The organism is Azospirillum sp. INR13, from assembly GCF_015390205.1.
GTDB lineage: Bacteria > Pseudomonadota > Alphaproteobacteria > Azospirillales > Azospirillaceae > Azospirillum.
This window is the reverse complement of the sequence record NZ_VUOI01000006.1, coordinates 162,866-183,412: the sequence shown is the minus strand read 5'-3', so window position 1 is coordinate 183,412 and position 20,547 is coordinate 162,866. Positions and strand designations below refer to the sequence as shown.

30 protein-coding genes and 2 pseudogenes are annotated in these 20,547 nt (G+C 61.8%); 27 read left to right on the top strand and 5 right to left on the bottom strand.

The window, feature by feature from the left end; all coding sequences use genetic code 11:
* Positions 1-323 precede the first annotated feature (323 nt).
* Positions 324-644 (bottom strand): hypothetical protein, encoded by a 321-nt coding sequence (locus F1643_RS07710; RefSeq protein WP_194912375.1) that lies wholly within the window; start codon positions 642-644, stop codon positions 324-326.
* A gap of 111 nt (positions 645-755) precedes the next feature.
* Here F1643_RS07710 and F1643_RS07705 point away from each other — a divergent pair, with 111 nt between their 5' ends.
* The 4 genes from F1643_RS07705 (at position 756) to F1643_RS07690 (ending at position 3,385) form a co-directional block, all read left to right on the top strand.
* The gene (locus tag F1643_RS07705) at positions 756-1,037 is read left to right on the top strand and encodes a hypothetical protein (protein ID WP_255542515.1); all 282 of its coding nucleotides are present in this window, start codon (positions 756-758) and stop codon (positions 1,035-1,037) included.
* 279 nt (positions 1,038-1,316) lie between these two features.
* Complete coding sequence (locus F1643_RS07700; protein WP_194912373.1) at positions 1,317-1,562, top strand: hypothetical protein; 246 nt, start codon at positions 1,317-1,319, stop codon at positions 1,560-1,562.
* A 674-nt stretch (positions 1,563-2,236) separates the two neighbouring features.
* Positions 2,237-3,103: a hypothetical protein gene (locus F1643_RS07695; protein ID WP_194912372.1), complete on the top strand. Its 867-nt coding sequence runs from the start codon at positions 2,237-2,239 to the stop codon at positions 3,101-3,103.
* 3 nt (positions 3,104-3,106) lie between these two features.
* Positions 3,107-3,385, top strand: a complete 279-nt coding sequence (locus tag F1643_RS07690; RefSeq protein ID WP_194912371.1) for a hypothetical protein — start codon at positions 3,107-3,109, stop codon at positions 3,383-3,385.
* Here F1643_RS07690 and F1643_RS22550 read toward each other — a convergent pair.
* Positions 3,385-3,538: pseudogene (locus F1643_RS22550) on the bottom strand (IS5/IS1182 family transposase); the annotation flags it as partial. The gene F1643_RS07690 and the pseudogene F1643_RS22550 sit on opposite strands and share 1 nt — an antisense overlap.
* 123 nt (positions 3,539-3,661) lie before the next feature.
* Entirely contained in the window at positions 3,662-4,054 is a 393-nt protein-coding gene (locus F1643_RS07685) for a hypothetical protein (protein ID WP_194912370.1), read from the bottom strand.
* Between the two features lie 130 nt (positions 4,055-4,184).
* On the opposite strand from F1643_RS07685, the gene F1643_RS07680 reads away from it, so the two are divergent.
* Positions 4,185-4,352 carry a hypothetical protein gene (locus tag F1643_RS07680; protein WP_194912369.1) on the top strand — a complete coding sequence of 56 codons (168 nt, stop codon included), beginning with the start codon at positions 4,185-4,187 and terminating at the stop codon, positions 4,350-4,352.
* Between the two features lie 14 nt (positions 4,353-4,366).
* On the opposite strand, the gene F1643_RS07675 is transcribed toward F1643_RS07680, so the two are convergent.
* Complete coding sequence (locus F1643_RS07675; RefSeq protein WP_109048450.1) at positions 4,367-4,654, bottom strand: HigA family addiction module antitoxin; 288 nt, start codon at positions 4,652-4,654, stop codon at positions 4,367-4,369.
* A 398-nt stretch (positions 4,655-5,052) separates the two neighbouring features.
* Between F1643_RS07675 and F1643_RS07670 the strand changes: the two genes are divergently transcribed.
* Together F1643_RS07670 and F1643_RS07665 are read left to right on the top strand one after the other, a co-directional pair.
* Positions 5,053-6,375, top strand: coding sequence for an AAA family ATPase (locus F1643_RS07670; RefSeq protein ID WP_194912368.1), 1,323 nt, complete (start codon positions 5,053-5,055; stop codon positions 6,373-6,375).
* A 10-nt stretch (positions 6,376-6,385) separates the two neighbouring features.
* Positions 6,386-6,796, top strand: coding sequence for a hypothetical protein (locus tag F1643_RS07665; protein WP_194912367.1), 411 nt, complete (start codon positions 6,386-6,388; stop codon positions 6,794-6,796).
* A 410-nt stretch (positions 6,797-7,206) separates the two neighbouring features.
* Here the strand turns inward: F1643_RS07665 and F1643_RS22545 are convergent, their stop codons facing one another.
* The gene (locus F1643_RS22545; protein WP_255542514.1) at positions 7,207-7,605 is read right to left on the bottom strand and encodes a hypothetical protein; all 399 of its coding nucleotides are present in this window, start codon (positions 7,603-7,605) and stop codon (positions 7,207-7,209) included.
* 91 nt (positions 7,606-7,696) lie between these two features.
* Here F1643_RS22545 and F1643_RS22540 point away from each other — a divergent pair, with 91 nt between their 5' ends.
* The 20 genes and pseudogenes from F1643_RS22540 to F1643_RS07565 all read left to right on the top strand — a co-directional run bounded on the left by F1643_RS22540 (position 7,697) and on the right by F1643_RS07565 (position 19,789).
* Entirely contained in the window at positions 7,697-7,984 is a 288-nt protein-coding gene (locus F1643_RS22540; protein WP_255542513.1) for a hypothetical protein, read from the top strand.
* Positions 7,981-8,601: an AAA family ATPase gene (locus tag F1643_RS07655; protein ID WP_194912366.1), complete on the top strand. Its 621-nt coding sequence runs from the start codon at positions 7,981-7,983 to the stop codon at positions 8,599-8,601. Before F1643_RS22540 ends, F1643_RS07655 begins: the two co-directional genes overlap by 4 nt.
* A 4-nt stretch (positions 8,602-8,605) precedes the next feature.
* Positions 8,606-9,424 carry a DUF3102 domain-containing protein gene (locus tag F1643_RS07650; RefSeq protein WP_194912365.1) on the top strand — a complete coding sequence of 273 codons (819 nt, stop codon included), beginning with the start codon at positions 8,606-8,608 and terminating at the stop codon, positions 9,422-9,424.
* On the top strand, positions 9,417-10,049 hold the full coding sequence (locus tag F1643_RS07645; protein WP_149224546.1) for a hypothetical protein: 633 nt from the start codon (positions 9,417-9,419) through the stop codon (positions 10,047-10,049). The genes F1643_RS07650 and F1643_RS07645 overlap by 8 nt, the downstream gene beginning before the upstream one ends.
* A gap of 137 nt (positions 10,050-10,186) precedes the next feature.
* Complete coding sequence (locus F1643_RS07640) at positions 10,187-10,462, top strand: BrnT family toxin (RefSeq protein ID WP_194912364.1); 276 nt, start codon at positions 10,187-10,189, stop codon at positions 10,460-10,462.
* A gap of 15 nt (positions 10,463-10,477) precedes the next feature.
* Positions 10,478-10,723 (top strand): DNA-binding transcriptional regulator, encoded by a 246-nt coding sequence (locus F1643_RS07635; RefSeq protein ID WP_194912362.1) that lies wholly within the window; start codon positions 10,478-10,480, stop codon positions 10,721-10,723.
* A gap of 205 nt (positions 10,724-10,928) precedes the next feature.
* Entirely contained in the window at positions 10,929-11,210 is a 282-nt protein-coding gene (locus tag F1643_RS07630) for a hypothetical protein (RefSeq protein WP_149224543.1), read from the top strand.
* Positions 11,211-11,224: 14 nt separating this feature from the next.
* Complete coding sequence (locus F1643_RS07625; protein ID WP_194912361.1) at positions 11,225-11,992, top strand: hypothetical protein; 768 nt, start codon at positions 11,225-11,227, stop codon at positions 11,990-11,992.
* Between the two features lie 103 nt (positions 11,993-12,095).
* Positions 12,096-12,317 carry a hypothetical protein gene (locus tag F1643_RS07620; RefSeq protein ID WP_194912359.1) on the top strand — a complete coding sequence of 74 codons (222 nt, stop codon included), beginning with the start codon at positions 12,096-12,098 and terminating at the stop codon, positions 12,315-12,317.
* Positions 12,304-13,602, top strand: coding sequence for a hypothetical protein (locus F1643_RS07615; RefSeq protein WP_194912356.1), 1,299 nt, complete (start codon positions 12,304-12,306; stop codon positions 13,600-13,602). The genes F1643_RS07620 and F1643_RS07615 overlap by 14 nt, the downstream gene beginning before the upstream one ends.
* 2 nt (positions 13,603-13,604) lie before the next feature.
* Positions 13,605-14,060 (top strand): discoidin domain-containing protein, encoded by a 456-nt coding sequence (locus F1643_RS07610; RefSeq protein WP_194912354.1) that lies wholly within the window; start codon positions 13,605-13,607, stop codon positions 14,058-14,060.
* Between the two features lie 21 nt (positions 14,061-14,081).
* Complete coding sequence (locus F1643_RS07605; protein ID WP_194912352.1) at positions 14,082-14,768, top strand: DUF4376 domain-containing protein; 687 nt, start codon at positions 14,082-14,084, stop codon at positions 14,766-14,768.
* A 70-nt stretch (positions 14,769-14,838) separates the two neighbouring features.
* The gene (locus F1643_RS07600; protein WP_194912350.1) at positions 14,839-15,456 is read left to right on the top strand and encodes a hypothetical protein; all 618 of its coding nucleotides are present in this window, start codon (positions 14,839-14,841) and stop codon (positions 15,454-15,456) included.
* A 95-nt stretch (positions 15,457-15,551) separates the two neighbouring features.
* Positions 15,552-15,935, top strand: a complete 384-nt coding sequence (locus F1643_RS21665; protein WP_194912349.1) for a lysozyme — start codon at positions 15,552-15,554, stop codon at positions 15,933-15,935.
* Positions 15,910-16,272 (top strand): hypothetical protein, encoded by a 363-nt coding sequence (locus F1643_RS24565; protein ID WP_194912348.1) that lies wholly within the window; start codon positions 15,910-15,912, stop codon positions 16,270-16,272. The genes F1643_RS21665 and F1643_RS24565 overlap by 26 nt, the downstream gene beginning before the upstream one ends.
* A gap of 40 nt (positions 16,273-16,312) precedes the next feature.
* Positions 16,313-16,558 (top strand): hypothetical protein, encoded by a 246-nt coding sequence (locus F1643_RS07585; RefSeq protein WP_194912347.1) that lies wholly within the window; start codon positions 16,313-16,315, stop codon positions 16,556-16,558.
* Between the two features lie 370 nt (positions 16,559-16,928).
* Positions 16,929-17,168 (top strand): hypothetical protein, encoded by a 240-nt coding sequence (locus tag F1643_RS07580; protein ID WP_194912346.1) that lies wholly within the window; start codon positions 16,929-16,931, stop codon positions 17,166-17,168.
* Between the two features lie 321 nt (positions 17,169-17,489).
* Positions 17,490-18,254: a hypothetical protein gene (locus F1643_RS07575; protein WP_194912344.1), complete on the top strand. Its 765-nt coding sequence runs from the start codon at positions 17,490-17,492 to the stop codon at positions 18,252-18,254.
* A gap of 50 nt (positions 18,255-18,304) precedes the next feature.
* A pseudogene (locus F1643_RS07570) lies at positions 18,305-19,140 on the top strand (IS5 family transposase).
* Between the two features lie 40 nt (positions 19,141-19,180).
* On the top strand, positions 19,181-19,789 hold the full coding sequence (locus F1643_RS07565; RefSeq protein ID WP_194912343.1) for a hypothetical protein: 609 nt from the start codon (positions 19,181-19,183) through the stop codon (positions 19,787-19,789).
* Positions 19,790-20,547 lie beyond the last annotated feature (758 nt).

The following is a 20,547-nucleotide window of genomic DNA, read 5'->3' as shown; positions in this document are numbered from 1 at the left end:
CAGGAAGGCGGAGGCAGGGAGACGCCATCTCCCCACCCACGCGGCTGCCAACCGCATCGATGAGCCGTGCTGAGCCGGGGCGCGCACCCGTGCCCAGCCGCACACCTGTCCGCCTACCGGGGCCGGCCCCGGTAGAGTGTTGATTTATGGGGGGTTGGCGGTGCCGAACACACCGAAGAACGACAAGATCGAAGACTTATCGCATCGCAAGGCCCGCGAGGATCGCGCGGTCGAGCTGGTGACGCAGCTGTGCCGTCGCGAGGGCGCGGACAAGATCCTGCCGCTGATCGACCGCTGGATGAGAATGCGTCGGAGCCGAGCGGCTAGGTGCGCCGCTCAAGAACCCGGATCAGGGCATCGAAATCCTCGGTAGACCATGAGCGGAAGGTCCGGCGGGTCTTCACCTGCATTTCCCAGTCGGGATCGCCATAGGCCAGCAGCTCGGCCAGCGACAGGCCGGCGCCGTCCGCGAGTTTGGTCAAGGTGTCGATGGTGCTGTTGGCGCCATTGAACGCGTCCAGAACCGTTGTGGCTGGCAGCTTCGACAAGCCAGCCCAATGGTTCTTGGACCGCAGACGCTCCTTGTGCGTCTGAAGAACACGATTGAGTGCTGCGGCGATGTCGGTTTTGGGCGGCGTATCCATGCCGGCATTATGCGGACCCCGTGCAAAAGCGCGAGAACGCTGTGCCGATGAATCTATCTCGTGCAGCACCGATGTACCCCCTTGACATCCACGGTATAGCGTTGAATTCTGATGGGCATGAAGCACGTCATGCACATCGATGCCTCGATTCATCGGATCTGCGCCTTCGCCCGGCATCAGGGGTGGAACGCGGAGTCATTTGGCCGAGCCGCCGCCGTGCCGCCCAGCACCGTGCGTGACGTGCTCCGCCAGGAAGGCAATCCCACCGCCACGACCCTGCGGGCCATGGAGGCGGTGATTCCCCACGATTTCATGACCGATCCCGTCGCGCTGGCCAGCAGCGGCCTCTGCGCGCCGATCCTGGGAAAGCCGCGGAAAAAGAGGCGGACATGAACAGGGAGATCCGGCAAGGCCTCACACTCTCGGTTGTTTCGGCGGGAAGCATCGCTCGCACTGAGCGACTGCGCAACCCCGAAGCTCCGGCTTGGGCGCGACAGTTTCCCATCGCCGAATCAGGCACCGGCCGCCCGGCCCGGTCAATCGGGAGTGCCCCGAGTCCGGTCAGCCGCCGCCACAGCCACCGATCTGCCGGGTTCCTTGTCCGTACCGGCGGAGCGGCCGCGGCCGGAGTCGCCATCCGACTCCGGTCGCTTTCCCTGCCTGGGGCCAGCCATGCCCCCCGCTGACCCGGCCCTCACCGACGCGCAGCGCGCCGTCCTGGCCGCTTGGCCAGCCTTCGAGGCCGCCGCCGCGGTGACATGGTGCAGCGTCGACCGCCTGGTGCGGACGCTCTGCCACCGCGACTCCCTCGCCGATCTGCCGGACGCCGACGCGGCCGAGCTGCTGGCGCTGATGCAGCGCGCCACCTACCGCCTGCATGGCTTGCGGCCGGCATCGCCGCAGCGGGGATCCGCATGATCGGGCGCCGCCCGATAGCCAGCCCCCCTTCGGATCCCAGATCTATCCAGAAAACCAGCGGCTTCCCCCGCGAGGCCCGCCCCACGGCCCGCCATCGCGCCGGCTGCGCCATGGCGCGCGGCCCGCCGTGCGCCCGCTCGACGGTCGCCAGTCAGCCGCCCCCATCGACTTTGAAGACCGCGCCGCTTTCGGCCGCCAGACGGCCGGAAGCGATGCGCGTCTTCACCCCCCGACGCCGCGCGCCCACGCGCCGGTGAACCCTGGAGCTTTGCCCGATGGCATCGCCACGCGCGCCGCCCTGACCGGCGCCGGCTTCTCCCCGTAAGCCCCCCGTCATCCGGTGCCCAGCGTCCGCCCTTGCCGGTGGCCGCGCCGCCCCCGTCTTGTCCCCACCGTTGCGCGCCCGCGCGGCGGTGAACGCCGGAGCCTTGCCTTGTATCCGCGCGCCCCGCCCTGAGACGGGACGGCCCCGCCGAGGCCGCCCCGCTAGGACCGCAATCATCGCCAATGCCCCATGCCCCTGCCGTGCCCACGGCGGGAACGCGGCGATCTGCGTCCAGAGGCTAACAGAAATCAGGATTAAAATCCGCTGTTCCTTGCAGCCACGGACTCGTGCGCCCGCAGGGAGCCGTATTGCCGCCGGCCGGCCACCGCGCCGCCGGGGAGGTGCCCCCATGTCCTCGCCATCTGCCTCGACCACCCCCGCAACCCCTGCCGCCAAGCCGCAAGCCGTCTTCCGCGAGACCGTCGGCCGCTTCCGCTGCGCCGTTCTGGCCTGCCCGGCGCTGAAACCGCGCGACAAGCTGGTCGCCCTGGTGATGCTGGAGCGCGTCAACCGCCAGATGTTCGAGGCGCTGGGCCTGCTGCTGACCTGGACCGGGGTGGAGGCGGTGGCGCGGCTCTGCGCCCTGTCCACCCGCGATGTGGAGCGGGCGCGCAGCGCGCTGCTGGCCGCCGGCGTCATCGTCCGCGACCGCGCCGGCGGCCGGGGCCAGCCCACCCGCATGCGCCTGTGCCTGGACTGGCTGGAGCGCGAGGACGGCCCGGCCGGCGACGCCCCCGATCCGTCCGACGATCCATCGCCCGACAGCGGTGTCGCCGACACCGGAGTCGGCCAAAGCGCCGAACGCCCGCCAACCGCCCCCGGATCGTCCGCCGGAACCGGCCTTCATCGCCCGACACCGGTGTCGGCCAAACCCTGTGATAAAACCCGTGAACCCACGCGCGCGAGCCCACACGCGAGCGCCGGCACCAGCCCGCCGCCATCCGCCGCCGACATCGAGCGCGACGGCCACGCCCGAATCGCCCGCCGCATCGGCGCCGTCCAGCATGCGACGTGGTTCCGGGGATGCAGGCTTGGGCTAACCGGGGATGGCAGGCTGACCGTCACTGCGCCGAATCGCTGCGTCGCCGACCGGATTCGGGCGGCTTACGAGCTGGAGCTGCTGCGGCTGTTCCATGTCGAGGCGGTGGACATCACCGTCGCCGTTCCGCCAGTTGCCGCCGATTCGGCCTTCCCGCTGATCGAGGGGAGGGCCTGAGCCATGCCCGTCCAGCCCGGCACCCTGTCCCGCCGCCGGCCCGACCGGCAGTTCCGCCTGGATCTGGGCGATCCGCCCCGCACCGCGCGCCACCGGCCGGTGCAGCCCCAGCGCGAGGCCGACGCCCTCTATCGTGCCGTCCAGGCCCTGCGCGCCGCCGGCCATCGGGTCTATCGCTGCGGCGCGCTGCACCGGGTGGACGAGCGCCTGTTGACCACGGCGGACCTGATCCGGCTGCGCCACGCCGATCCGCGTTGCCGACAACTTACAAGCGTCAAATAGAACCGCTTATGGACGAAGCGCGAGCTGACGATGTTGGCGGCAATATTGTGAAAGGCGATGAACATGTCGGCACAACGCTCGTAGCGGACGGCGATGCGGCGGAGGTGGGCGAACTAAGCCCAGGTGCGTTCCCCACCAGCGATGGCGACCCAGGCTCTAAGCCGAATCATTGGCCAGAGAATGCGTGCCGAAAGCCAAAAAGAGGTTGGGCACGGCATGTTTCCAGCTGTGCACAACCTCTTTCCTATTTGAGCGGCAGACGATCAGCTACTGTCCTCACCGCCCATCGTCGGAGATTTCGTCCGCGCCGTACGTCGGATTCAAAATCTCGTCCCTCTGAGCCTCAATATCTCCAATCAGATCACCAATTCTATCATCAATCTTGGTGTTGATCTGATCAAGATTATCTTTGAGCGGTTGCGAGGATGATTGTTCCGCTTCGTCTATTTTCTTCTGGATACTGTTACGAACGCTGAGATCTTTTTTCAGCGGTTCAATGTGTCCCGAACTGATATTCTCTTGATCAGCGATACTGATCAGTTCCTCTGGCTCAAGTTCGGAAAGCGGAGTTTCTTCTTCGGAATAGGGATCATCATCGATGTCGAGCGATTCATCGACATCAATGGAATCGTCGAAATCGTCATCTTCATCGTCGTGCAATCCGCTCACACCCGTTCTCCCTAGTCGAGGTGGGTGTATGGTCGCTTCAATCTGCGATGTGATCAACAGCAAAAAGCCTGATCTACGCTTCCTAAGAGTTTAGGAGCGGCGTCATTAGGCATTCAAAGGCCGAGCGGTGATGGGCGCGCTGGGGCTGGTCTTCGCCTTGCTCGGCGCCGCCATGCTGGGCGGCTTCGGGTGGGAGCTGGGGCGCTGCGCCGCCCGCTGGCTGCTGGGGCGGCGGGCGGACGTGACGATCCTGCTGCCGGGCCTGAGCCGGGAGCGGCAGCGGTCCGATGCGGAGTGACGCCGCTGGTCCGGTCAGGCGGCGCGGGGGGCGATGCTGCGCTGGATCTCCTCGCCATGGTCGGCGGCGGTGACGGACAGGTCGTGCGCCATCTGAAGGTTCAGCCAGAATTCCGGCGTGGTGCCGAAATAGCGCGCCAGCCGCAAGGCGGTGTCGGCGGTGATCCCGCGCCGTTCGTTGACGATTTCCCCGATGCGGGTCGCCGGCACGCGCAGAGCCAGGGCCAGCGCATGGGCCGAGAGATCGAGCGGGACGAGGAACTCTTCGCGCAGAACCTCGCCGGGGTGGGTCTTGATCCGCATAGCGCCCTCCTTGGCGTCGGCCGGTCTCCATTCCGGCACGTGACGCCGGTTCGGCATTTCTCATGCACCGCAGGGAATACCAGAGTTAAGCTCATCCAAACCTAAATTTTACCGCGCCGCCGGCCCCCGACCTTAAACAAATTTCTTTAGGGAACAGCCGTCTTGTTTATATTTTTCTTATGAAGCAAGCTAAACTTATACGTCGTCAGACTACCATGGTAGGCTCCACACTTAAGTGGCTTGACTGGCCTTCAGCAACGCCGTTGACGGTACGAAATATGGTGCATTTCCTTGGACAGGGGGCGGCGAGGCGGATATCCATATCATGTGGTAGGATCTAGCTGTCGCGCCAGTCTACTGATGGTGCTCTGAAAATAAATGCATGGGTTGAGGGTCAAATGGTTAGGCTTACAATTAGAGATTTCTCCTGCATTCGTAGTGCAGAAATTGAAATGGGAAATCTAACTGTAATGATTGGAGAGCAAGCTAGCGGTAAAAGCTTGATATCTAAGCTGCTCATGTTTTTTTTGGACCTTCCTGCTGAAATAATATTTCCTGCCTCTGAAGAAAATTCAATAGAAGATTGGAAAGATTTTATTGATTATCTGTTTTGTGAAAGCTTCCCTCCTAGAACCTGGGGGAAGGAAGCATTTTTTATAAAATTCGAGGCAAATGATTTCTCTTTGACTATAGCAAAGGGAAATAAAAAAGAGAATGCTCGGAAAAACCTTGAGGTTATTGTGAGCAATTATGTCTCTGAAATCTATCATCAGACATATATGCTTGCTAAAGACCTAAAGAAAATTGAAAAGGCTGATAATGGTGCACAGGCTAGGCTTGAGTACGAGGCGTATGTGGCTGTTAGAAGATTTATAACCCAAAAGCTTCGTGATGACTTAGGGGATGGCTTTGTGTCTCGGCAGTTGTTCATTCCTGCTGGGCGATCATTCTTTACTAATCTCGGGAAAGCTATAAACACATTTATCGAAAGTGAGACAATTGACAAGGTGACCATAGCCTTTGGGAGGGCCTATTTGAATGCTCGGGAAACAGCAAAAGTATCCCGCTTTGGAGGCAATAGGCTGAGAGGGAAAATTACTACTCGTGGGGATCGTATTTTCAAGGAGCTTTTCTGCGGTACGCTTAATTTTGACGAGGAAGTTGAGTGCGTAGTCACTACTGATAAGAGGGTGATCCCTGTTTCTCTTCTGTCGTCTGGACAGCAAGAGCTATATCCACTTCTTCTCACGCTGGAGACATTCTTGCGTCCACGAGGGTTGATACGGCCATCTTTGAAGGAGAACCCTCAGTTGGCTCGTTCTTTGGTTTATATTGAGGAGTCTGAGGCACATCTTTTTCCATCAGCACAAAGCACGTTGATCGAGTACTTTGCCGAAATTGTATCAAATGTAGACCTGCGGACATCAATGTTCCTAACTACGCATAGCCCTTACGTGCTTGCGAAAATCAATAACCTTTTGAGGGCAGGAATTATTGAGCAAGAATACGGAGAAAAAGTGAAAGATGAATTGGATGAGGTTGTAAGGAAGAAGGTGCGCCTAGCCCCTGGTTCCGTTGCAGCGTATGCGATCCAGGATAAAGAAGTAAAGTCGATCATTTATGATGGAGCTATTGATGCTGCCTATCTGGATAGCGTAACTGACGATATAACAGAAGAATTTTCTCGGCTTTTGGATCTGGAGATTAAGTATGAAAATTGAGTGCGAGTGCATGTCAATTCATTCCGAGTCTATCATTACTGTGGAGGATAAGGGAATTAAAGCTAAGTTTATAAACGAAGACAATCTTGATTATGTGCTTATACAAGTTGATGGGTGCGTTGTTAAGGAAGGTAGGCGCGCTGATTTCGTGCTTCGAAAAAATGAGGTGGGTGACTTAATAATTGAACTAAAGAGAGGGAATGTTGAACATGCTTTGCATCAAATTGAAGAAACAGCTAAGTTATGGAACGATAATAAAATTTCCAATAAAATCGCAGGTTTGATTGTTTGCACAGAGGTTCCGAGAGTTCCTACAAAGATACAAGATGCCAAACGAAGGTTTTTCAAGATGTTTAGATCTCATTTAACTATAAAGACGGGGGTAAGAGAGTATAAATTTGTTGACTTGTTCAAAGCATGATCGAAGTGTTTCGTAATTTGCATTGGTGGGATAATTAATGTGATTTTGCGCATCTAGAATTAGCGAGTTCCACGTGCCTGTGTAGATCATTGAATGTCCCCTTGACGTCCCACCCCCAACGGAGCGACCCTTCCCCCCGGAGCCTCAGAACCTCCACTTGGCGGCAGGCCGCCCGCGCGTTTTTCGCGATGCGGCCCTTTTCATGCCCGGACTCTGTCCGTAGCATGCCCCTTCGCCGGGGGTCGGATAATACAACACCCGCAAGGGGAATAGTCCGGCCTGTCCAAGTCAGGTTCTGAACCCCCGGCACCAGGGCGGTCCTCAGAAGCCTTCCTGTCGCCGGCAACGCCGACTTGGAGGGCTTCGCCATGGAAAGCATGGGCGACAATGGGCAGATCATGCCCGCCTTATCACCGACCGACATCGATATCGCCATCAACGGCGAGCCACGCATTCTGGATCTGCGCTTGGCCGAGGCGCTGGGCTTCGGAAGACCCCGCGATATCCGCCAACTGATCGAGCGGCACCGCGACGCTCTGGAGCGGCTTGGCGGAATTTGCCGCACCGTGCGGCAAAATCACGGACGAGGTCGCCCCGCCACCGAGTTCTGGCTGACGAAGAAGCAGGCCGTCTATCTCTGCACCAAGGCCGAGACCGAACGCGCCATCACCGTCACCATCCAGATCGTCGAGCTGTTCGATGCCGTGACCGGCGGGGCCGCTCATCCCGCCCTGGCGCCGGTCCTCACCCGCGCCGACCTCGATGCCATCGACCGCCGCGCCCGCCGGATCGGGCAGGAGGAGGAGCAACGGGCGCGCTCCGCCCTGACGGACCGGGCGCTCGACCGTCTGCGCCGGGGCGAGCGGATCGACATCGCCTCGCTGTCCGCCGCCCGGCCGGATGAGCCCGCCGCTCTGCCCCCGCCGCCCGCCCGGACGCGCGAGGAGAGCATGGGACCTCGCCCTTGCCCATCTGCGCGCCCTGCCGCCCGAACTGCGGCAGGAGGGCTTCCGCCTGATGCACGCCATCAAGGCTCACAGCGACGCCCTGAAGGCGCTGAAGGCCGCGACCGAGGCGATCAACTCCCCGCTCGACACCATCGCCGAAATCCTGGAACGCGAGGCGACACTCATCCGCCAGACCATCGCCGCCCAGGCGGGCCGGGCCGGGCAGGGGGACCGGGCATGAGGACGATCCTGGTGGTCCAGGGGAAGGGCGGCGGTCCGAAGACCGCCACCGTCCGCAATCTGGCCGTCGCGGCCGCCGTCGCCGGCCGGCGGGTGGGCACGCTCGACACCGACCCGCAAGGCTCGCTGACCCACTGGCACGGCCTGCGCCCGGCCGACGCCGCCCCGATCCTCCACGAACAGCGCCCGCTGGGCGCGGTGACGGAGCGGCCGACTCCGCACGGCCTCGACCTGCTGGTGATCGACACCCCGACCGCGGTGGAGAATTTCCCCCAGGCGACCGCCCTGCTGTTCGACTGCGCCGATCTGGTGCTGGTGCCCGTCCGCCCCGGCCCGGAGGATCTGGTCAGCATGCAGGCGATGCTGCCCTACCTGCGCGCCCGGCGCCGGCCGCTGCGTCTGCTGCTGAGCCAGGTCGTCCCGCGCCTGCGCGAGACCGCCGACGCCCGCGCCATCGTCTCCGCCATGGGGGCGGTGGCGCCGGTGGAGATCCCGCAGCTCCAGGAGGTGCCGCGCAGCTTCATCGCCGGGCTGGGCACCGCGGAGATCCCAGGCACCCGCACCGGCCCGCTGTTCCGCGACCTCTGGCTCCACCTGTCCGCCGCGATGGAGGGCTGACCCCATGTCCCGATCTGGTTCCGGGCCCAAGCACAATCCCAGGCCGCCCGCCCGCCGCAGCCTGGGCGACGCCCGCCTGTCGATGCTGGCCACCCCGCGTCCGCTGACCACGCGGGCCGAGTTCGCCGCCGACATCCGCCGCGAATGGTCGAACGCTCTGGAGGCGACCATCGCCGTCGGCCGCCGCCTGAACGAAGCCAAGGCGGCTCTGCCCCATGGCGAGTACGAGGCAATGGTGGCGACCGACCTTCCGTTCAGCACCTCCACCGCCCGCAAGCTGCGCGAGATCGCCGCCTTCGTCGACGAGGGGCAGGTGCCGCTGGACCGTCTGCCGGAAGCGATGAGCACCCTCTACGCCATCGCCACCCTGCCGGACGACACCCGCCAGCAGGCCCTGGACGCCGGCACGATCCACCCGGCGGTGACACGGGCGGAGGTGGAGGCGCTGAAGGTGCCGGCGGTGACGCCGGCGCCGGCCGGGCCGGTGGAGGGGGTGGCCGCGCCGGTCCCGCCTCCGCCGCGCGAGTCACGCTTCGCGGCGGCGCTGTCTCTGCCGTGGAGCACGGACCCGGCCGACCCAGGCGCCATCACCGTCGAGCTGGACGGCGTGCGCCGCTACCTGCTGGTGATGGTGGCGCCGGACCCGGCGGCGGGCCGACGTGGTCCGGCATGTGGTGGAGTTGCACAACGAGGCGGTTGTTCGGTCTTTGCCAGCTTCCGACCTCCCGTCTCACGAATTAAAGCGGGAATAAGTTTGATGAGGATCCATTTCCGAAATATAGTACGAATGCAATTTGATATCGTTGGAGATACGAATGACTGAGCAGATCGATGCCCAAGAATTTCTAACGATGATCCAACAAAATCCGGACAGGTTTTTCAGTCAGAATACAGTCTATTGGACGTGCCCGCCGTCGCCTTTGGGGTCGGCCACTCTGTCAAATTTCACCGTTACCATGCATGATACGATTGTGGAGTATCAAGCCCCCAAGACTCTGGGTATTTTCGGCGGTGGATGGAAAGCCGACGGGCACTCTTACCAAATCACTCGGGATGGGTCTGGTTCGGCAACAGGGTATTTCCTGCCATGGAACGAGGATTTCGGTTACTCGGCCGTTCTTGGCGGGCAGGCGGAGTTCTTCATAAACGCCGAAATGAGCGGTTGCGCTTTTGGCTGCGTCGCCGGCCCCAACCAGACAGTCAAGGTTGCCCACCACAACATAAGGGGTGCCGACGGCAACACCGATCATCACGCGATGACCGGCACGCTGTCTGCCTACGGCTATCAACACACGTTCCAGCGGAACGACTACCGCAACTTGGATAATGGCCGGGGTGCGGGCAATGTGGTGGGGGTCAAGGTCAATGGGTCGTGGCGCATCTACGCCCAGGGCGTTTATACGGCCCAGCGCCGCGACCGCATCGCTTCCTTCCGCCGCCTGATGTGATGCTGCCTTCACCAGTGCCAGAGCTTCCCCGCAGTCCGTCAGGCCAACGCTATCGACTTCGCTGTTCGGAAATGGGCATACGGCATTGACGGAGCTTTGGCTTGCGCCAACTCCGTCAACGCCGTATAATTGCTGCCATGAAGACGCCCTTCGACCCGGCCAAGAACGAGATCAACCGTGCCAAGCATGGGCTCGATTTGGCCTTCGGTTCGGATGTCCTGCGCGATCCCAACCTGATCGAGGCTCTGGACGACCGCATGGACTATGGCGAGGAACGGTTCAACGCGCTGGGGATGGTCGCCGGCAGGATCTACGCCGTGACCTACACAGAGCGGGCGGACGGGGTGCGCTTCATTTCCGTGCGGGCGGCCGACAAGCGTGAGACCGACCGTTACTTCAGGGTCAACAGCTGACCGATGGGGAGCCCGATGAGCGATCGTGACACGTTCAGCGACGAGCAACTCGCCGCAATGAAGCGCCCGCCTCTGGCGAAGCGGGTTCGCCGCTCGACTGGGCTGTCGCAGGAAGCGTTTGCCGAACGCTTCGGCATTCCGCTGCGCACCCTTCAGGAATGGGAACAGGGCCGCCGGGAACCGGATGCCGCCGTGGAGTCCTACCTGCGCGTGATCGAGAAGGAACCTGATCTGGTCGCCCATGCCCTTGCGGCCGAATGATCGTAGGCGTGACCCGGAGTGGTTGCCGTCGCAGTGGTGCGGCGAATCGCGGGTTGGAGGGCGAACAAGCGTCGAAACCAAACCCATCGAGCGTAAGAAAAGTTCCGAATACGGGTTAGTTGCAAGGAATTGGTAATCATTTTGGGCAAACAGTCCTAAAGCCCCGGTGGATGTCTGCCGTCGGGTCGCCGACGGAGGTTGCCCCATGCCCGCCACCGCTTCCACGCTGATGCCCGTTTTCCTGGCCTACGAAGCACTGGGCCACAGCGATGCCGACCACGTCGAGGCGCTGCGCGGGAACCTGGAGGAGGTCCTTGCCAATTCCGAGATCCGGACGGCCCAAGACCTGTACGCAAAAGCGCGCTACCTCCAGCATACCGCCCGGATCGATCCCGGCCTGATTTCCATGGAGGCGGTGGATACCCTGGTGGTGGGCATCGCCATGCTGTTCGCCGGCGCGTTGCCCCCGATTCAGGCTGTGGCCTGACACGGAGACGCATCATGGCCATCGCCTTCGCCCGTTGCGACGCCTGCCGGCGCCTCGACCTCGAAACCCTGGTGACCTGGGCGCTGCGCGACCAGCAGGCCGACCGCGTCCAGTCCGGACTGTTCGACATCGAGGCCGCGGCGAACGATCATGGATGGGAACCGCAAGGGGTGAGCGGCGACGGCGTGGCCGAGCTGCTGCGCCGTCATGAGACCGGCGACCGGGTGGACGGCAGTGGGCCGGTGCGCGGCATCGCTGTGAAGGTCCATCCGGATGCCGAGGCAGTGGCCAACGCAGTGGGATGGCTGGAGCCATGGCAGCGGCGTCTCGTCCGCTTCCATGGCCGGTCCGGCACGCGGCCGGACTGGCTGCCGCTGGTGCCGCCCATGGTGGCGGTGAAGCGGCCGAGCGAAGCGCGCGGCCGCTACCGGCATGTCACGGCCGAGCGGTGGGAGTTCGTGCCGACCCGGTCCGAGTTGGCCAAGCGCTACCTGCTGCGTGGCCAGTCGCTGTTCGACGCCCGCGGGCAGCGCCGGATCGTCCAGGAAGAGCGGGGCTTTCACTTCCGCACCTTCGGCGATGGGCGCCGGCAGGTGCAGGTGAAATGGTGCCCGCTGGAGCCCGCCCACAGCGACGCCGAGATCGTCGAGGCCAACACCGATTATGCCGGCTGGCATGCCGGCATGACGGCGCTGCTGGAGCGGATCGGTGGCTGGGGCCTGCGCGATCATGTGCTGACCGGCTTCACCGCGCCGGCTGCGCCATGGGAATATAATCCTTGACGAAAGGTCAATTCCTTGACAGGGTGAGCGGGACGAATTGCGTGTGAACGAAGGCCCGCCCGGCAGCTGCCGCGGCGGGCCTTCTGCTGTCCGGGGGCTGGCCATGCGGACCGAATGGGACGGCGTGCTGTGCCTTCAGCTCGGCCCGGTGGATCGTCACTTCGCCGTGCGCATCACCTACCAGGGCGGACCCTTCCGCGCCGACATCGAGGCGATCGAGATCCAGACCTCACAGGGCTGGCTCCGGGCGCCCTGCCGATCGGCAGGCCACCGGGCAGGACCGGCAGGCGACCGGTGCAGATCGGCAGGCGGTGGCACAGGATAAGACGGCGGTCCATCAGGATCGGTTGGCAGCCGATGCGGACGCCCAGGCAACCGCGGCTGATCGGCAGGCGGTTGCCACCGACCGGGATGCCGTCCACCAGGATCGTCTTGCTGCCGACGCAGCCGCCCAGGCAACCGCGCAGGACCGACAGGCCACCGCAGCCGACCGGCAGCAGACCGGGCTGGACCGGCAGGCTGCCCAGCAGGCAGCGGCCAACGCCCAGACCTGGGATCCGACGAACTACAGCCGCCGGTTCTCCCTTCCGATTCTGAACGTGGCGGATTGGGTCAAGCTGGGAACCTGGACTGCCCAGGTGGCAGATCGTCTGCTCATCGAGATGACGGGGGGGTATGCCTACTCGATTGACCAGCCGACCAGCACAGGCGGCGTGACCTTCATCACGGCCACCATGCTGGCGGACACAAACGCCGCATTTCCGAACGTTGCCGGGCAGTACTCCTACCTGGGCAATTCTGCCTGCAATGCCGTGAAGTTCGTTCAGAGCGGCAGCAATCGCTTCGTCTACGACGTGTTCGTCTCGCGCCCTGCTTACACCAACATGACCTACCGGGTGATGTGCGCAGGGACCTGGACCTCGGTAAATGCCCCTTCACAGCCGTACCCCGGAACGGCGGCCGGCAGTGCCACCATCGCCGATGGCAATCCGCTTGGCACCATCCTGACCGGCAGTTGGACTTCAACCAACGCCGTAGGAAACACACTCGCAATGCGGGACTCCGGCGGATCGTTGGCGGCTCTTGCCTACACCGCTGTGGGGGCTGGGCCTTCCTATTACTGGTGGGAAACTGACGCCGCCCTGAATAACCATCAATGGTACGCCAACGTCGATGGCGGCGTGCTGTCCTTCGGCGTTCTCAATGACACAGGGACCGCTGGCGCCAACTGGCTACAGGTTGTTCGCTCTGGCGTTACTGTCGCTTCGATCCAGTTCAGCGCCGCCGTCCAGCAGAACGTCGTAACTCTGGCAAATGTCAGTGGAGCTTTCACCCCGAACTGCCAGCTTGGCAACGAGTTCGATTGCGGCACGCTGGGTGCGGCGGCCACCATCGCCAGCCCGACGAATGTGCCGGCTGTGGGTAGGGTTCAGCCCCTGTCCATCAAGTGGACCCAGGACGGTGCCGGCGGGCGGACCATGAGCTTTGGCGTCAACTGCATCAATGTCGGCGGCACCAGTGCAAACACAGCGCCCGGCAAGGTGAACTTCGCTGTCGGGAAGGTTTACCCAGACGGTAAGTTCTATTATTCCATCGTCAAAGGAGCGTGACCATGCTTGGCATCGATGACCTGATGATGTGCAGCGGCGCCGATTTGTACCGATATTACCGCCTGTCGTTTCCACTTCAAACGACCATGGACGGTATCTATATCACTGAAATTGAATACATAGGGAACGGGATATCTTACCCACAGACTGCGGCACCTGCATCAAGCATCACGGCAAAAAATGAGTTGTTCAGTAGTAAGAACGTGGCTTTTGATAAGAGTACTAGTTCAGGTCAATGGCACGATGGCACACCGTCTTGGATCACTATTGACTTTGGCGCCACCACCCCCGTTGAGGCTACGGCGGTAGCTATTACAATCGGCCCGATGGGAGGTGATCCAAATATGTTTTCCGTAGAGTGCAGTCACGATAACGCGACATGGGTAACCAGACTTGCAAGGTCTGGCGTTACGTGGACTTCTTCCAATCAACGCCAAGTATTTAATTTTACGGCATAGCCCTGGACGAAGGAGAATGTGATGCAGTTCCCTGTTGCTGTAGTGTCCGAAGGGGCGGTAATCGCGGTTTATGCTGCTGCTGCGCCTTTTGTGTATGGGGAGGCTGAGGATGCGGTCAACCATCCGGCCGACGCTTGGTCACTCTGGTCCGCCGATGATTGGGCCGCCATGTGCCCTGGCTGGTCTCTGCTGCCGGTGGTTGACGATCCGCCGTTGGAGCCCGGCAAGCGCGCCGAGTGGCGGCCGGTGGAGGATTGGACGGTCGGCAGCGACGCCGTAACGGTGGTTTACCGCTTGGTTGACCTCTCGTCTGCCGAACTTGCCAACGAAGCGGGGGCCGCCCGCTTTGCCAAGGTGCGTGCCATCGATGCGGAGCGGGATCGGCGGCTGGGGCTTGGCGCCCTGCATGCAGGTAAGCGCTTTTCAACGTCCGACGCCAGCCGCACGGACCTGGGAGGCATGGCGACCACGGCCGGGCTGGTGCTGTCGGGCGCGCTGCCTGCATGGCCGGACAGCTATGCCCAAGGCTGGATCGCCATCGACAACACCCGCCTGCCGCTGCCGACCCCGGCCGATGGGATCGCCCTGGCCGCCGCGGTGGCGCTCTCCTATTCCGCCACGGTTCAGCATGCCCGTGACCTGAAGGATGCAGCTCTGACCGCCGCCGATCCAGCCGCCGTGGACGAGTTGGCCGGCTGGCCCGAATAGTCCGCGACAACACTCCAACCCTGACCGATCCGGCGCCTGCGAGGCGCCTTTTTCATGTCCGGAGGACTCGATGGTCTCCACCCTCTGGCCGGTGCTCACCGGCTGGCTGGCGGTGCATTGGCGCGAGCTGGCACTGTCTGCCCTCTTCCTCGCCTGTGCCTTCCGGGAACGCGGGCAAGACCACGAGACGCTGGGCACCACCGGGGCCCGGGCGCTGTTCTGGGCGCTGCCGGTGACGGCCGACGTCTATCTGCTGCTGGCCGGCCTTACCCTGGACCGCGCCGCGGCCACCACCGCAGCGCAATGCGGCGCGCTTGCCTTCGTCGGAATGGCCTGGCTGCCGCACTCGGCCGGGCAGAACCTGACGGAGACGCCGGCGGACTACCCGGCCAGCTGGACCGCCCGCATCAGCCTCCCGAACAAGCTGGGCTATCTGGCAGCCGTTGGCATTGCCCGGCTGTACCTGATTGCCCTGCCGCTGGCGCAGGATCATCCGGCGGCCATGTGGCTGCCGCTGGGCGGCCTGTCCATGGTGCTGGCCTATCTCGCCGGCACCCAGCTGCCGGCGCTGCCCTGGCGCCTCACCAGGCCGACCGAGTGGGGCGAGTTCCTGACCGGCGCCGGCGCCGGCGTCGCGATCGGCGCGGTCCTGGTGGCCGGGCAAGTCGATTTTCTCACCCTCATGTGAGGCGCCGAAACTTAACACGCCACCCGCTGCTGACCTCCACCAAGCCGCCCGGCATGCGCCCGGCGGCCTTTTTCATGCGCGAAGGAGTTTCCGCCATGCGTGCTATCCCGCAAGCCGCCGTCGACCTGGTGAAGGAGGCCGAAGGCCTGCGCCTCACCGCCTATCCGGACCCCGCCACCGGCGGCGCTCCCTGGACGATCGGTTACGGCCACACCGGCCCGAACGTCCAGCCCGGAATGCGCATTACCAAGGCGCAGGCCGAGCAGCTGCTGCAGGCCGACCTCGACACCGCGGCGGCGGTGGTCGATCGCGCCGTCACCGTCGAGCTGACCGACGCCCAGCGCGGGGCACTGGTGTCCTTCGTCTTCAATGTCGGCGCCGGCCGGAAGGGGCAAGGGCAAGGACGCCGGCAAGGACGGGTTCGTCACCCTGAAGAGCGGCCAGCCCTCCACCATGCTGCGAAAGCTGAACGTTGGTGACGCCGCCGGCGCGGCGGTCGAGTTCGCCAAATGGACGCGGGGCGCCGGCAAGGTGATGCCCGGCTTGGTGAAGCGCCGGGCGGCCGAAACGGCGCTATTTCTGTCGGACGAGGCCCACCCGGTCAGTCGGGTGGCCGAGCTGGTGCCGGCGATGAAGCCGATGGCCAAGTCGGTCAGCGCCGTCAGCGGCGGCGGTGCGTTGGGTCTCGCCGGCGTCGCCGTCCTTCTGGACCAGGCGCGCGACGTATCCACCGCCATGAAGGAGCTGCTGCAGGCGCTGCCGTCGGGGGCGATGGCTGGGCGGTCGCCTCCCTGCTGGGGGCGGCGGTGGCCGTGATGCTCTACCGGCGCTGGGATGACCAGCGCAAGGCGGCCTGATGCTGGCCTTCCTCGCCACGGGCTGGGGCCGAGCGGCAGCCGGCCTGATCCTCGCCGGCGCGGTGCTGGCGGGGATCACCACCTTCGGCGCGCTTCAGCGCCGGGCAGGGCGGCAGGATGCCGTCCTCGAGGCGACGACGCAAACACTCCGGAACGCAGAGGTGCGACATGGGATTGAGGATGATCTGCGCCGGCATTCTGCTGGCGCTGCTGAGCGGCTGCGCGACCAATGGAGCCGGGACTGAGGGGGGCTGCGCCGCCTTCCGCCCGATCTACACCAGCCGGGCCGACGCGCTCACGGATGGAACTGCGAGCAGCTGCTGGCGCATAATTTGACAGGGGCTCGGCTGTGCGGGTGGATGCCGGCCCGCTGATGCGGGGAGCCAAAATGTTCACGTGTGAACATTTTGGCTGTCGCAATAGTAGGAGACTAGCATCGGTTTGGACGAAGCACTGGTCTGCATTTCAGAAATTACAAGCTGTGCTGTCATTCAATGATCTGCCATCCCGTCAAATCGCTGGACGCAAGCTGATAGACCGTGCGCTTGATCCTCCAGTTGTTCGCGTCCTTCTCTGATTTCCCGATCTGGTCCCGCTGGCGACTGACGCCTTGCGGTGATGGACTTCGACGAAGTGATCGCGGATACCAGATACGACCGCGAGCCCAATCATCGCTTCTGCCGCGAGACATTGGGCGTCCACTCCCTCATCCCGGCGAAGAGGCGGCGCTCCATCAAGGGCATCGCAACCATCCCATACCGACAAGAGATGCACTGCCTGCTCAATGACTCGGGGGATGCCGCCAGCAAGCGCGCTTACGACAGCGCCGGAAGGTCGAAACCGTCAAAAATATGATTATCGACGTGGAAGCGGTGGAAGTTTCCGACTCGGGCGGGACATGATGCACGAAAATTTGCTGAGCACGGCCAGTCTAGTGGGGCTGATCGTCATTGCCGCCGAGGTCTGGTAGTGATCACCCATCTGCCCGCCTCATCCAGCACCAAGCGGGCTATGCGCGTTGCTCCCGTCGAGTCGATCGGCCTGCTACCATTAGCCATGTGGCTGGGTTTTTTCTCCCCACGGTACTCAAAAGCATAGCAGCCGTTCGGCCTCTACCTGAGCGAGAATTGCCAAACTACTCTCGCTTTCAAACTACTAGTTTTAGGGTGGGGAATAATGGCAAGATCTGACGAATTGGAGGAGAACGATGACAAAAGCACCGCAGGCGACGGAACACAAAACGGGGAAAAGAGATACACAGACATGCCTGTCACGTTGGCAACAACTTCAGAGACAAGCAAATCGCGCGAGAACGATGCCACGCCATTTCTAGATAGCAATGAGCGTCGTCAAAATCAGAAATCAGAGAGATCTGGAGACGATAATCAGAACTTCGGGGCAAAGTTGTGGTCTAATGTAAAGGGAATTGGCAAAGCGGCTGCCTTGGTTATAGGGCTTTTGATTACAACAATTTATATAACGGGATCTCTAAATAGAGAAAGTTCTCTGGAAAAGAAGCAGAGGGATACCATTGATTTTAAATCTGCAGGTCCAGCAGTCATGGTCACTCCACTTGACGAAAAGCCTGAGAAGACATTACCTCCCCCTGAACCTCAGACGGCCATCCGCCTTCCAACGAAGGACGGCAAAGAGCAAGTAATCTTTGTTCCTAAAAGGCTGGCGGAGCAGTTTACTATAGAAGCCATTACCGAGATCGAGAAAAATCGGCAAGCCCTTCTGGCAGAAGCAGACAAGCGAATTGGCGAAAGTATAATGCCGACATTTGATCGGATGTCGCAGAGAGCAAGAATGTTTGTTGATTGGTATTATTCATCTGAAGGAGAGTTTTCTTTCGATGCTGCACTATTGTCTTCTGCTCAAGAAAATTTGATGAGCGCCACACGGAGCCTCTCATTGAGAGCCCGTCCGAGAAGAAGTTGAATCGGATGAATCAGTTGTGATTCAAAGGAGCCTCCAAGACGGAGGTGAGGATGTGGAGGCCGGAGAAGCGGGAGCGCCATAATCGTAGCATGCTGCGTTACCCGAGCGACCTGAGCGATGAGGAATGGCGGATCGTCGAGCCGCTGATCCCGCCGGCACGACGCGGTGGCCGGCACCGCAGCGTCGACGTCCGGGCGGTGCTGAACGGTGTGCTGTACGTCTTGGAGACGGGTTGCCAGTGGCGCCACCTTCCCAAGGACCTGCCGCCGCGCAGCACGGTACACGGCTATCTGCACCTGTGGGCCTGGGATGGCACGCTGGAGCGCATCCATCATGACCTCTACCAACAGGTCCGCGAACGGGAAGGCCGCGAGGCCAGCCCGACCGCCGCCGTCGTGGACAGCCAGAGCGTCCGCACGGCGGAAAAAGGGGGCCTGCGGCGGACCCGGTCGGCTATGACGCGGGCAAGAAGATCAAAGGCGTCAAGTACCACATCCTCGTCGATACGCTAGGCCTGCTCCTGAACGTCGCCGTCCACCCTGCCGACATCCAGGACCGCGACGGCACAGCCCTGGTCCTCGACAAGGCAACCCGCGCGCTGTTCCCCTTCATCCAGGTGATCTTCGCCGATGGCGGCTACCAAGGAGAGGTCGCGGCCACCAAGGTGAAGGAGGCCGGTAACTGGCAGTTGGAGATCGTCAAACGCTCCGATCAGGCCAAAGGCTTTGTCGTGCTCCCAAAGCGATGGCTGGTTGAGCGAACGCTGTCATGGCTCACCCGCTGCCGACGCCTCGTCCGACATTACGAGCAGTACCTCCGCACCTCCGTTGCTTTCATACGCATCGCTATGATCCGCCTGATGCTCCGGAGGCTTGCTCGGAAATAATCTTTCAGGACAGACTCTGAGAGATGCAATATCTGCGGATATGGAGGTCTACACCCAGCAACAATTTGCAAAAATAGTACTAAGACCGCAGATGACTGAGGAAGAAATCGCGCTTTCCATCGATGAAACGGCGCAAGCTCTCAACAATATGCACAAGCTTATGCTTGCACAACTTCAATCTCGCTTCCAAGAAATAATAATTAAGAGTCGCGAAGTAAATCCATCGAATTTTGCCGATGTTAGTATCAACTGGGAGAGCCTTTCCCAACGGTTTAATGGAACAGGGTTCAATAACAGCGTTGTTTTCGATGGAGCGCAGATGGCGAAAGGTGCAATTGCGGGCTTCACGATTGGAAAAATAACCAGTGTTGTTGTTGGAAATCTGACGAAGTCCCTTGGAATAACCATGACGTCACGGCTTTCAAGAGCACTACCATACATCGGAATGCTAATACCCGTCGTCATTGAGGCATACAACGCGTATGATAAAGAGGAAGAAAAGAAAGCTCTTCTTTCTGATTTGAATGGAGTCATAGAGTCAATAAGACGTGATATCCATAAAAATGTAGTGAAAAGCGTCTACCAGCCCATGATCGACAAGCTAATCAGCCAGGAAATGGTCTTGAAAGAGGCCATGAGCGGGAGCTAGCCTCGCAGCAAATTTGCACCTTGCCCAATCACTTGGACGCGCTTTCGTAATCAGTTGTCGGCCGGATCGGCACGTGTGGAACTCCGTGTGGAAGTCGGAGGTGAATCCGGTACCTTTTCGTCCTCCGTTCTTTCCTCGTGATCCAGAATTTTCAATAACTTAGCCGGCAAGCCCCTTCCTGGCGGACGGAGGCTATACATGCGAAACGGGCGGTCGCTGCAGTGCGACCGCCCATCAAAGAAAATGACGCGCCTCTTCTTTACTTAACCCATTGACAATACTGGTTTTCTGCAGATTGTTTCAGCTTGTCATAGCCGCGCCGGCCATGGCGTGGTCCTGCACCGGACGGCGGAAATAGCCGCTTCGGTCGGGATCGGCCCAAGGCGGGCATGCGTGTGGAGAGGGTGGGTGCCGGCCGGTCCCGCACCACCCTGCCGATGCGCCAAACGCTCCGTGAAGGCTGCGGACAGTCCGTTCACCCCGGCGACCGCCGGTGCAACGGAACGATGCATACGCTGATACTATCCTTTTGGACAGCTGCGGTATCCCTCAGGATCCGCCCGCGGGCGCGGCAAAGCCCCTACAGTATTAGGGTCGATCCGGGAGGGCGCCCCATGATGCAGGACGATGCCGTGACGGCCGGTTCTCTGGCCATCTGCACCACGCTCCTGCTGCTGATGCTGTCCGCTTCCGGCAGGCAAGACAAGCAATCAAGAACCTGCCGGGTGCGGGCCGGGCGGCGGCACGTCGTGCCGCAG

Bases quoted from the DNA above. Each gene is read 5' to 3' on its own strand.
- F1643_RS07640 (WP_194912364.1), top strand. From the start codon at position 10,187: ATGAAGACGCCCTTCGACCCGGCCAAGAACGAGATCAACCGTGCCAAG.
- F1643_RS07575 (WP_194912344.1), top strand. From the start codon at position 17,490: ATGGCAAGATCTGACGAATTGGAGGAGAACGATGACAAAAGCACCGCA.
- F1643_RS07650 (WP_194912365.1), top strand. From the start codon at position 8,606: ATGTCCCGATCTGGTTCCGGGCCCAAGCACAATCCCAGGCCGCCCGCC.
- F1643_RS07630 (WP_149224543.1), top strand. From the start codon at position 10,929: ATGCCCGCCACCGCTTCCACGCTGATGCCCGTTTTCCTGGCCTACGAA.
- F1643_RS07600 (WP_194912350.1), top strand. From the start codon at position 14,839: ATGGTCTCCACCCTCTGGCCGGTGCTCACCGGCTGGCTGGCGGTGCAT.
- F1643_RS07710 (WP_194912375.1), bottom strand. From the start codon at position 644: ATGGATACGCCGCCCAAAACCGACATCGCCGCAGCACTCAATCGTGTT.
- F1643_RS07670 (WP_194912368.1), top strand. From the start codon at position 5,053: ATGGTTAGGCTTACAATTAGAGATTTCTCCTGCATTCGTAGTGCAGAA.
- F1643_RS07645 (WP_149224546.1), top strand. From the start codon at position 9,417: ATGACTGAGCAGATCGATGCCCAAGAATTTCTAACGATGATCCAACAA.
- F1643_RS07620 (WP_194912359.1), top strand. From the start codon at position 12,096: ATGCGGACCGAATGGGACGGCGTGCTGTGCCTTCAGCTCGGCCCGGTG.
- F1643_RS07675 (WP_109048450.1), bottom strand. From the start codon at position 4,654: ATGCGGATCAAGACCCACCCCGGCGAGGTTCTGCGCGAAGAGTTCCTC.
- F1643_RS24565 (WP_194912348.1), top strand. From the start codon at position 15,910: ATGCTGCGAAAGCTGAACGTTGGTGACGCCGCCGGCGCGGCGGTCGAG.
- F1643_RS07695 (WP_194912372.1), top strand. From the start codon at position 2,237: ATGTCCTCGCCATCTGCCTCGACCACCCCCGCAACCCCTGCCGCCAAG.
- F1643_RS21665 (WP_194912349.1), top strand. From the start codon at position 15,552: ATGCGTGCTATCCCGCAAGCCGCCGTCGACCTGGTGAAGGAGGCCGAA.
- F1643_RS07625 (WP_194912361.1), top strand. From the start codon at position 11,225: ATGGCCATCGCCTTCGCCCGTTGCGACGCCTGCCGGCGCCTCGACCTC.
- F1643_RS07585 (WP_194912347.1), top strand. From the start codon at position 16,313: ATGCTGGCCTTCCTCGCCACGGGCTGGGGCCGAGCGGCAGCCGGCCTG.
- F1643_RS07705 (WP_255542515.1), top strand. From the start codon at position 756: ATGGGCATGAAGCACGTCATGCACATCGATGCCTCGATTCATCGGATC.
- F1643_RS07610 (WP_194912354.1), top strand. From the start codon at position 13,605: ATGCTTGGCATCGATGACCTGATGATGTGCAGCGGCGCCGATTTGTAC.
- F1643_RS07605 (WP_194912352.1), top strand. From the start codon at position 14,082: ATGCAGTTCCCTGTTGCTGTAGTGTCCGAAGGGGCGGTAATCGCGGTT.
- F1643_RS07655 (WP_194912366.1), top strand. From the start codon at position 7,981: ATGAGGACGATCCTGGTGGTCCAGGGGAAGGGCGGCGGTCCGAAGACC.
- F1643_RS22540 (WP_255542513.1), top strand. From the start codon at position 7,697: ATGAGCCCGCCGCTCTGCCCCCGCCGCCCGCCCGGACGCGCGAGGAGA.
- F1643_RS07665 (WP_194912367.1), top strand. From the start codon at position 6,386: ATGTCAATTCATTCCGAGTCTATCATTACTGTGGAGGATAAGGGAATT.
- F1643_RS07690 (WP_194912371.1), top strand. From the start codon at position 3,107: ATGCCCGTCCAGCCCGGCACCCTGTCCCGCCGCCGGCCCGACCGGCAG.
- F1643_RS07635 (WP_194912362.1), top strand. From the start codon at position 10,478: ATGAGCGATCGTGACACGTTCAGCGACGAGCAACTCGCCGCAATGAAG.
- F1643_RS07565 (WP_194912343.1), top strand. From the start codon at position 19,181: ATGGAGGTCTACACCCAGCAACAATTTGCAAAAATAGTACTAAGACCG.
- F1643_RS07680 (WP_194912369.1), top strand. From the start codon at position 4,185: ATGGGCGCGCTGGGGCTGGTCTTCGCCTTGCTCGGCGCCGCCATGCTG.
- F1643_RS07700 (WP_194912373.1), top strand. From the start codon at position 1,317: ATGCCCCCCGCTGACCCGGCCCTCACCGACGCGCAGCGCGCCGTCCTG.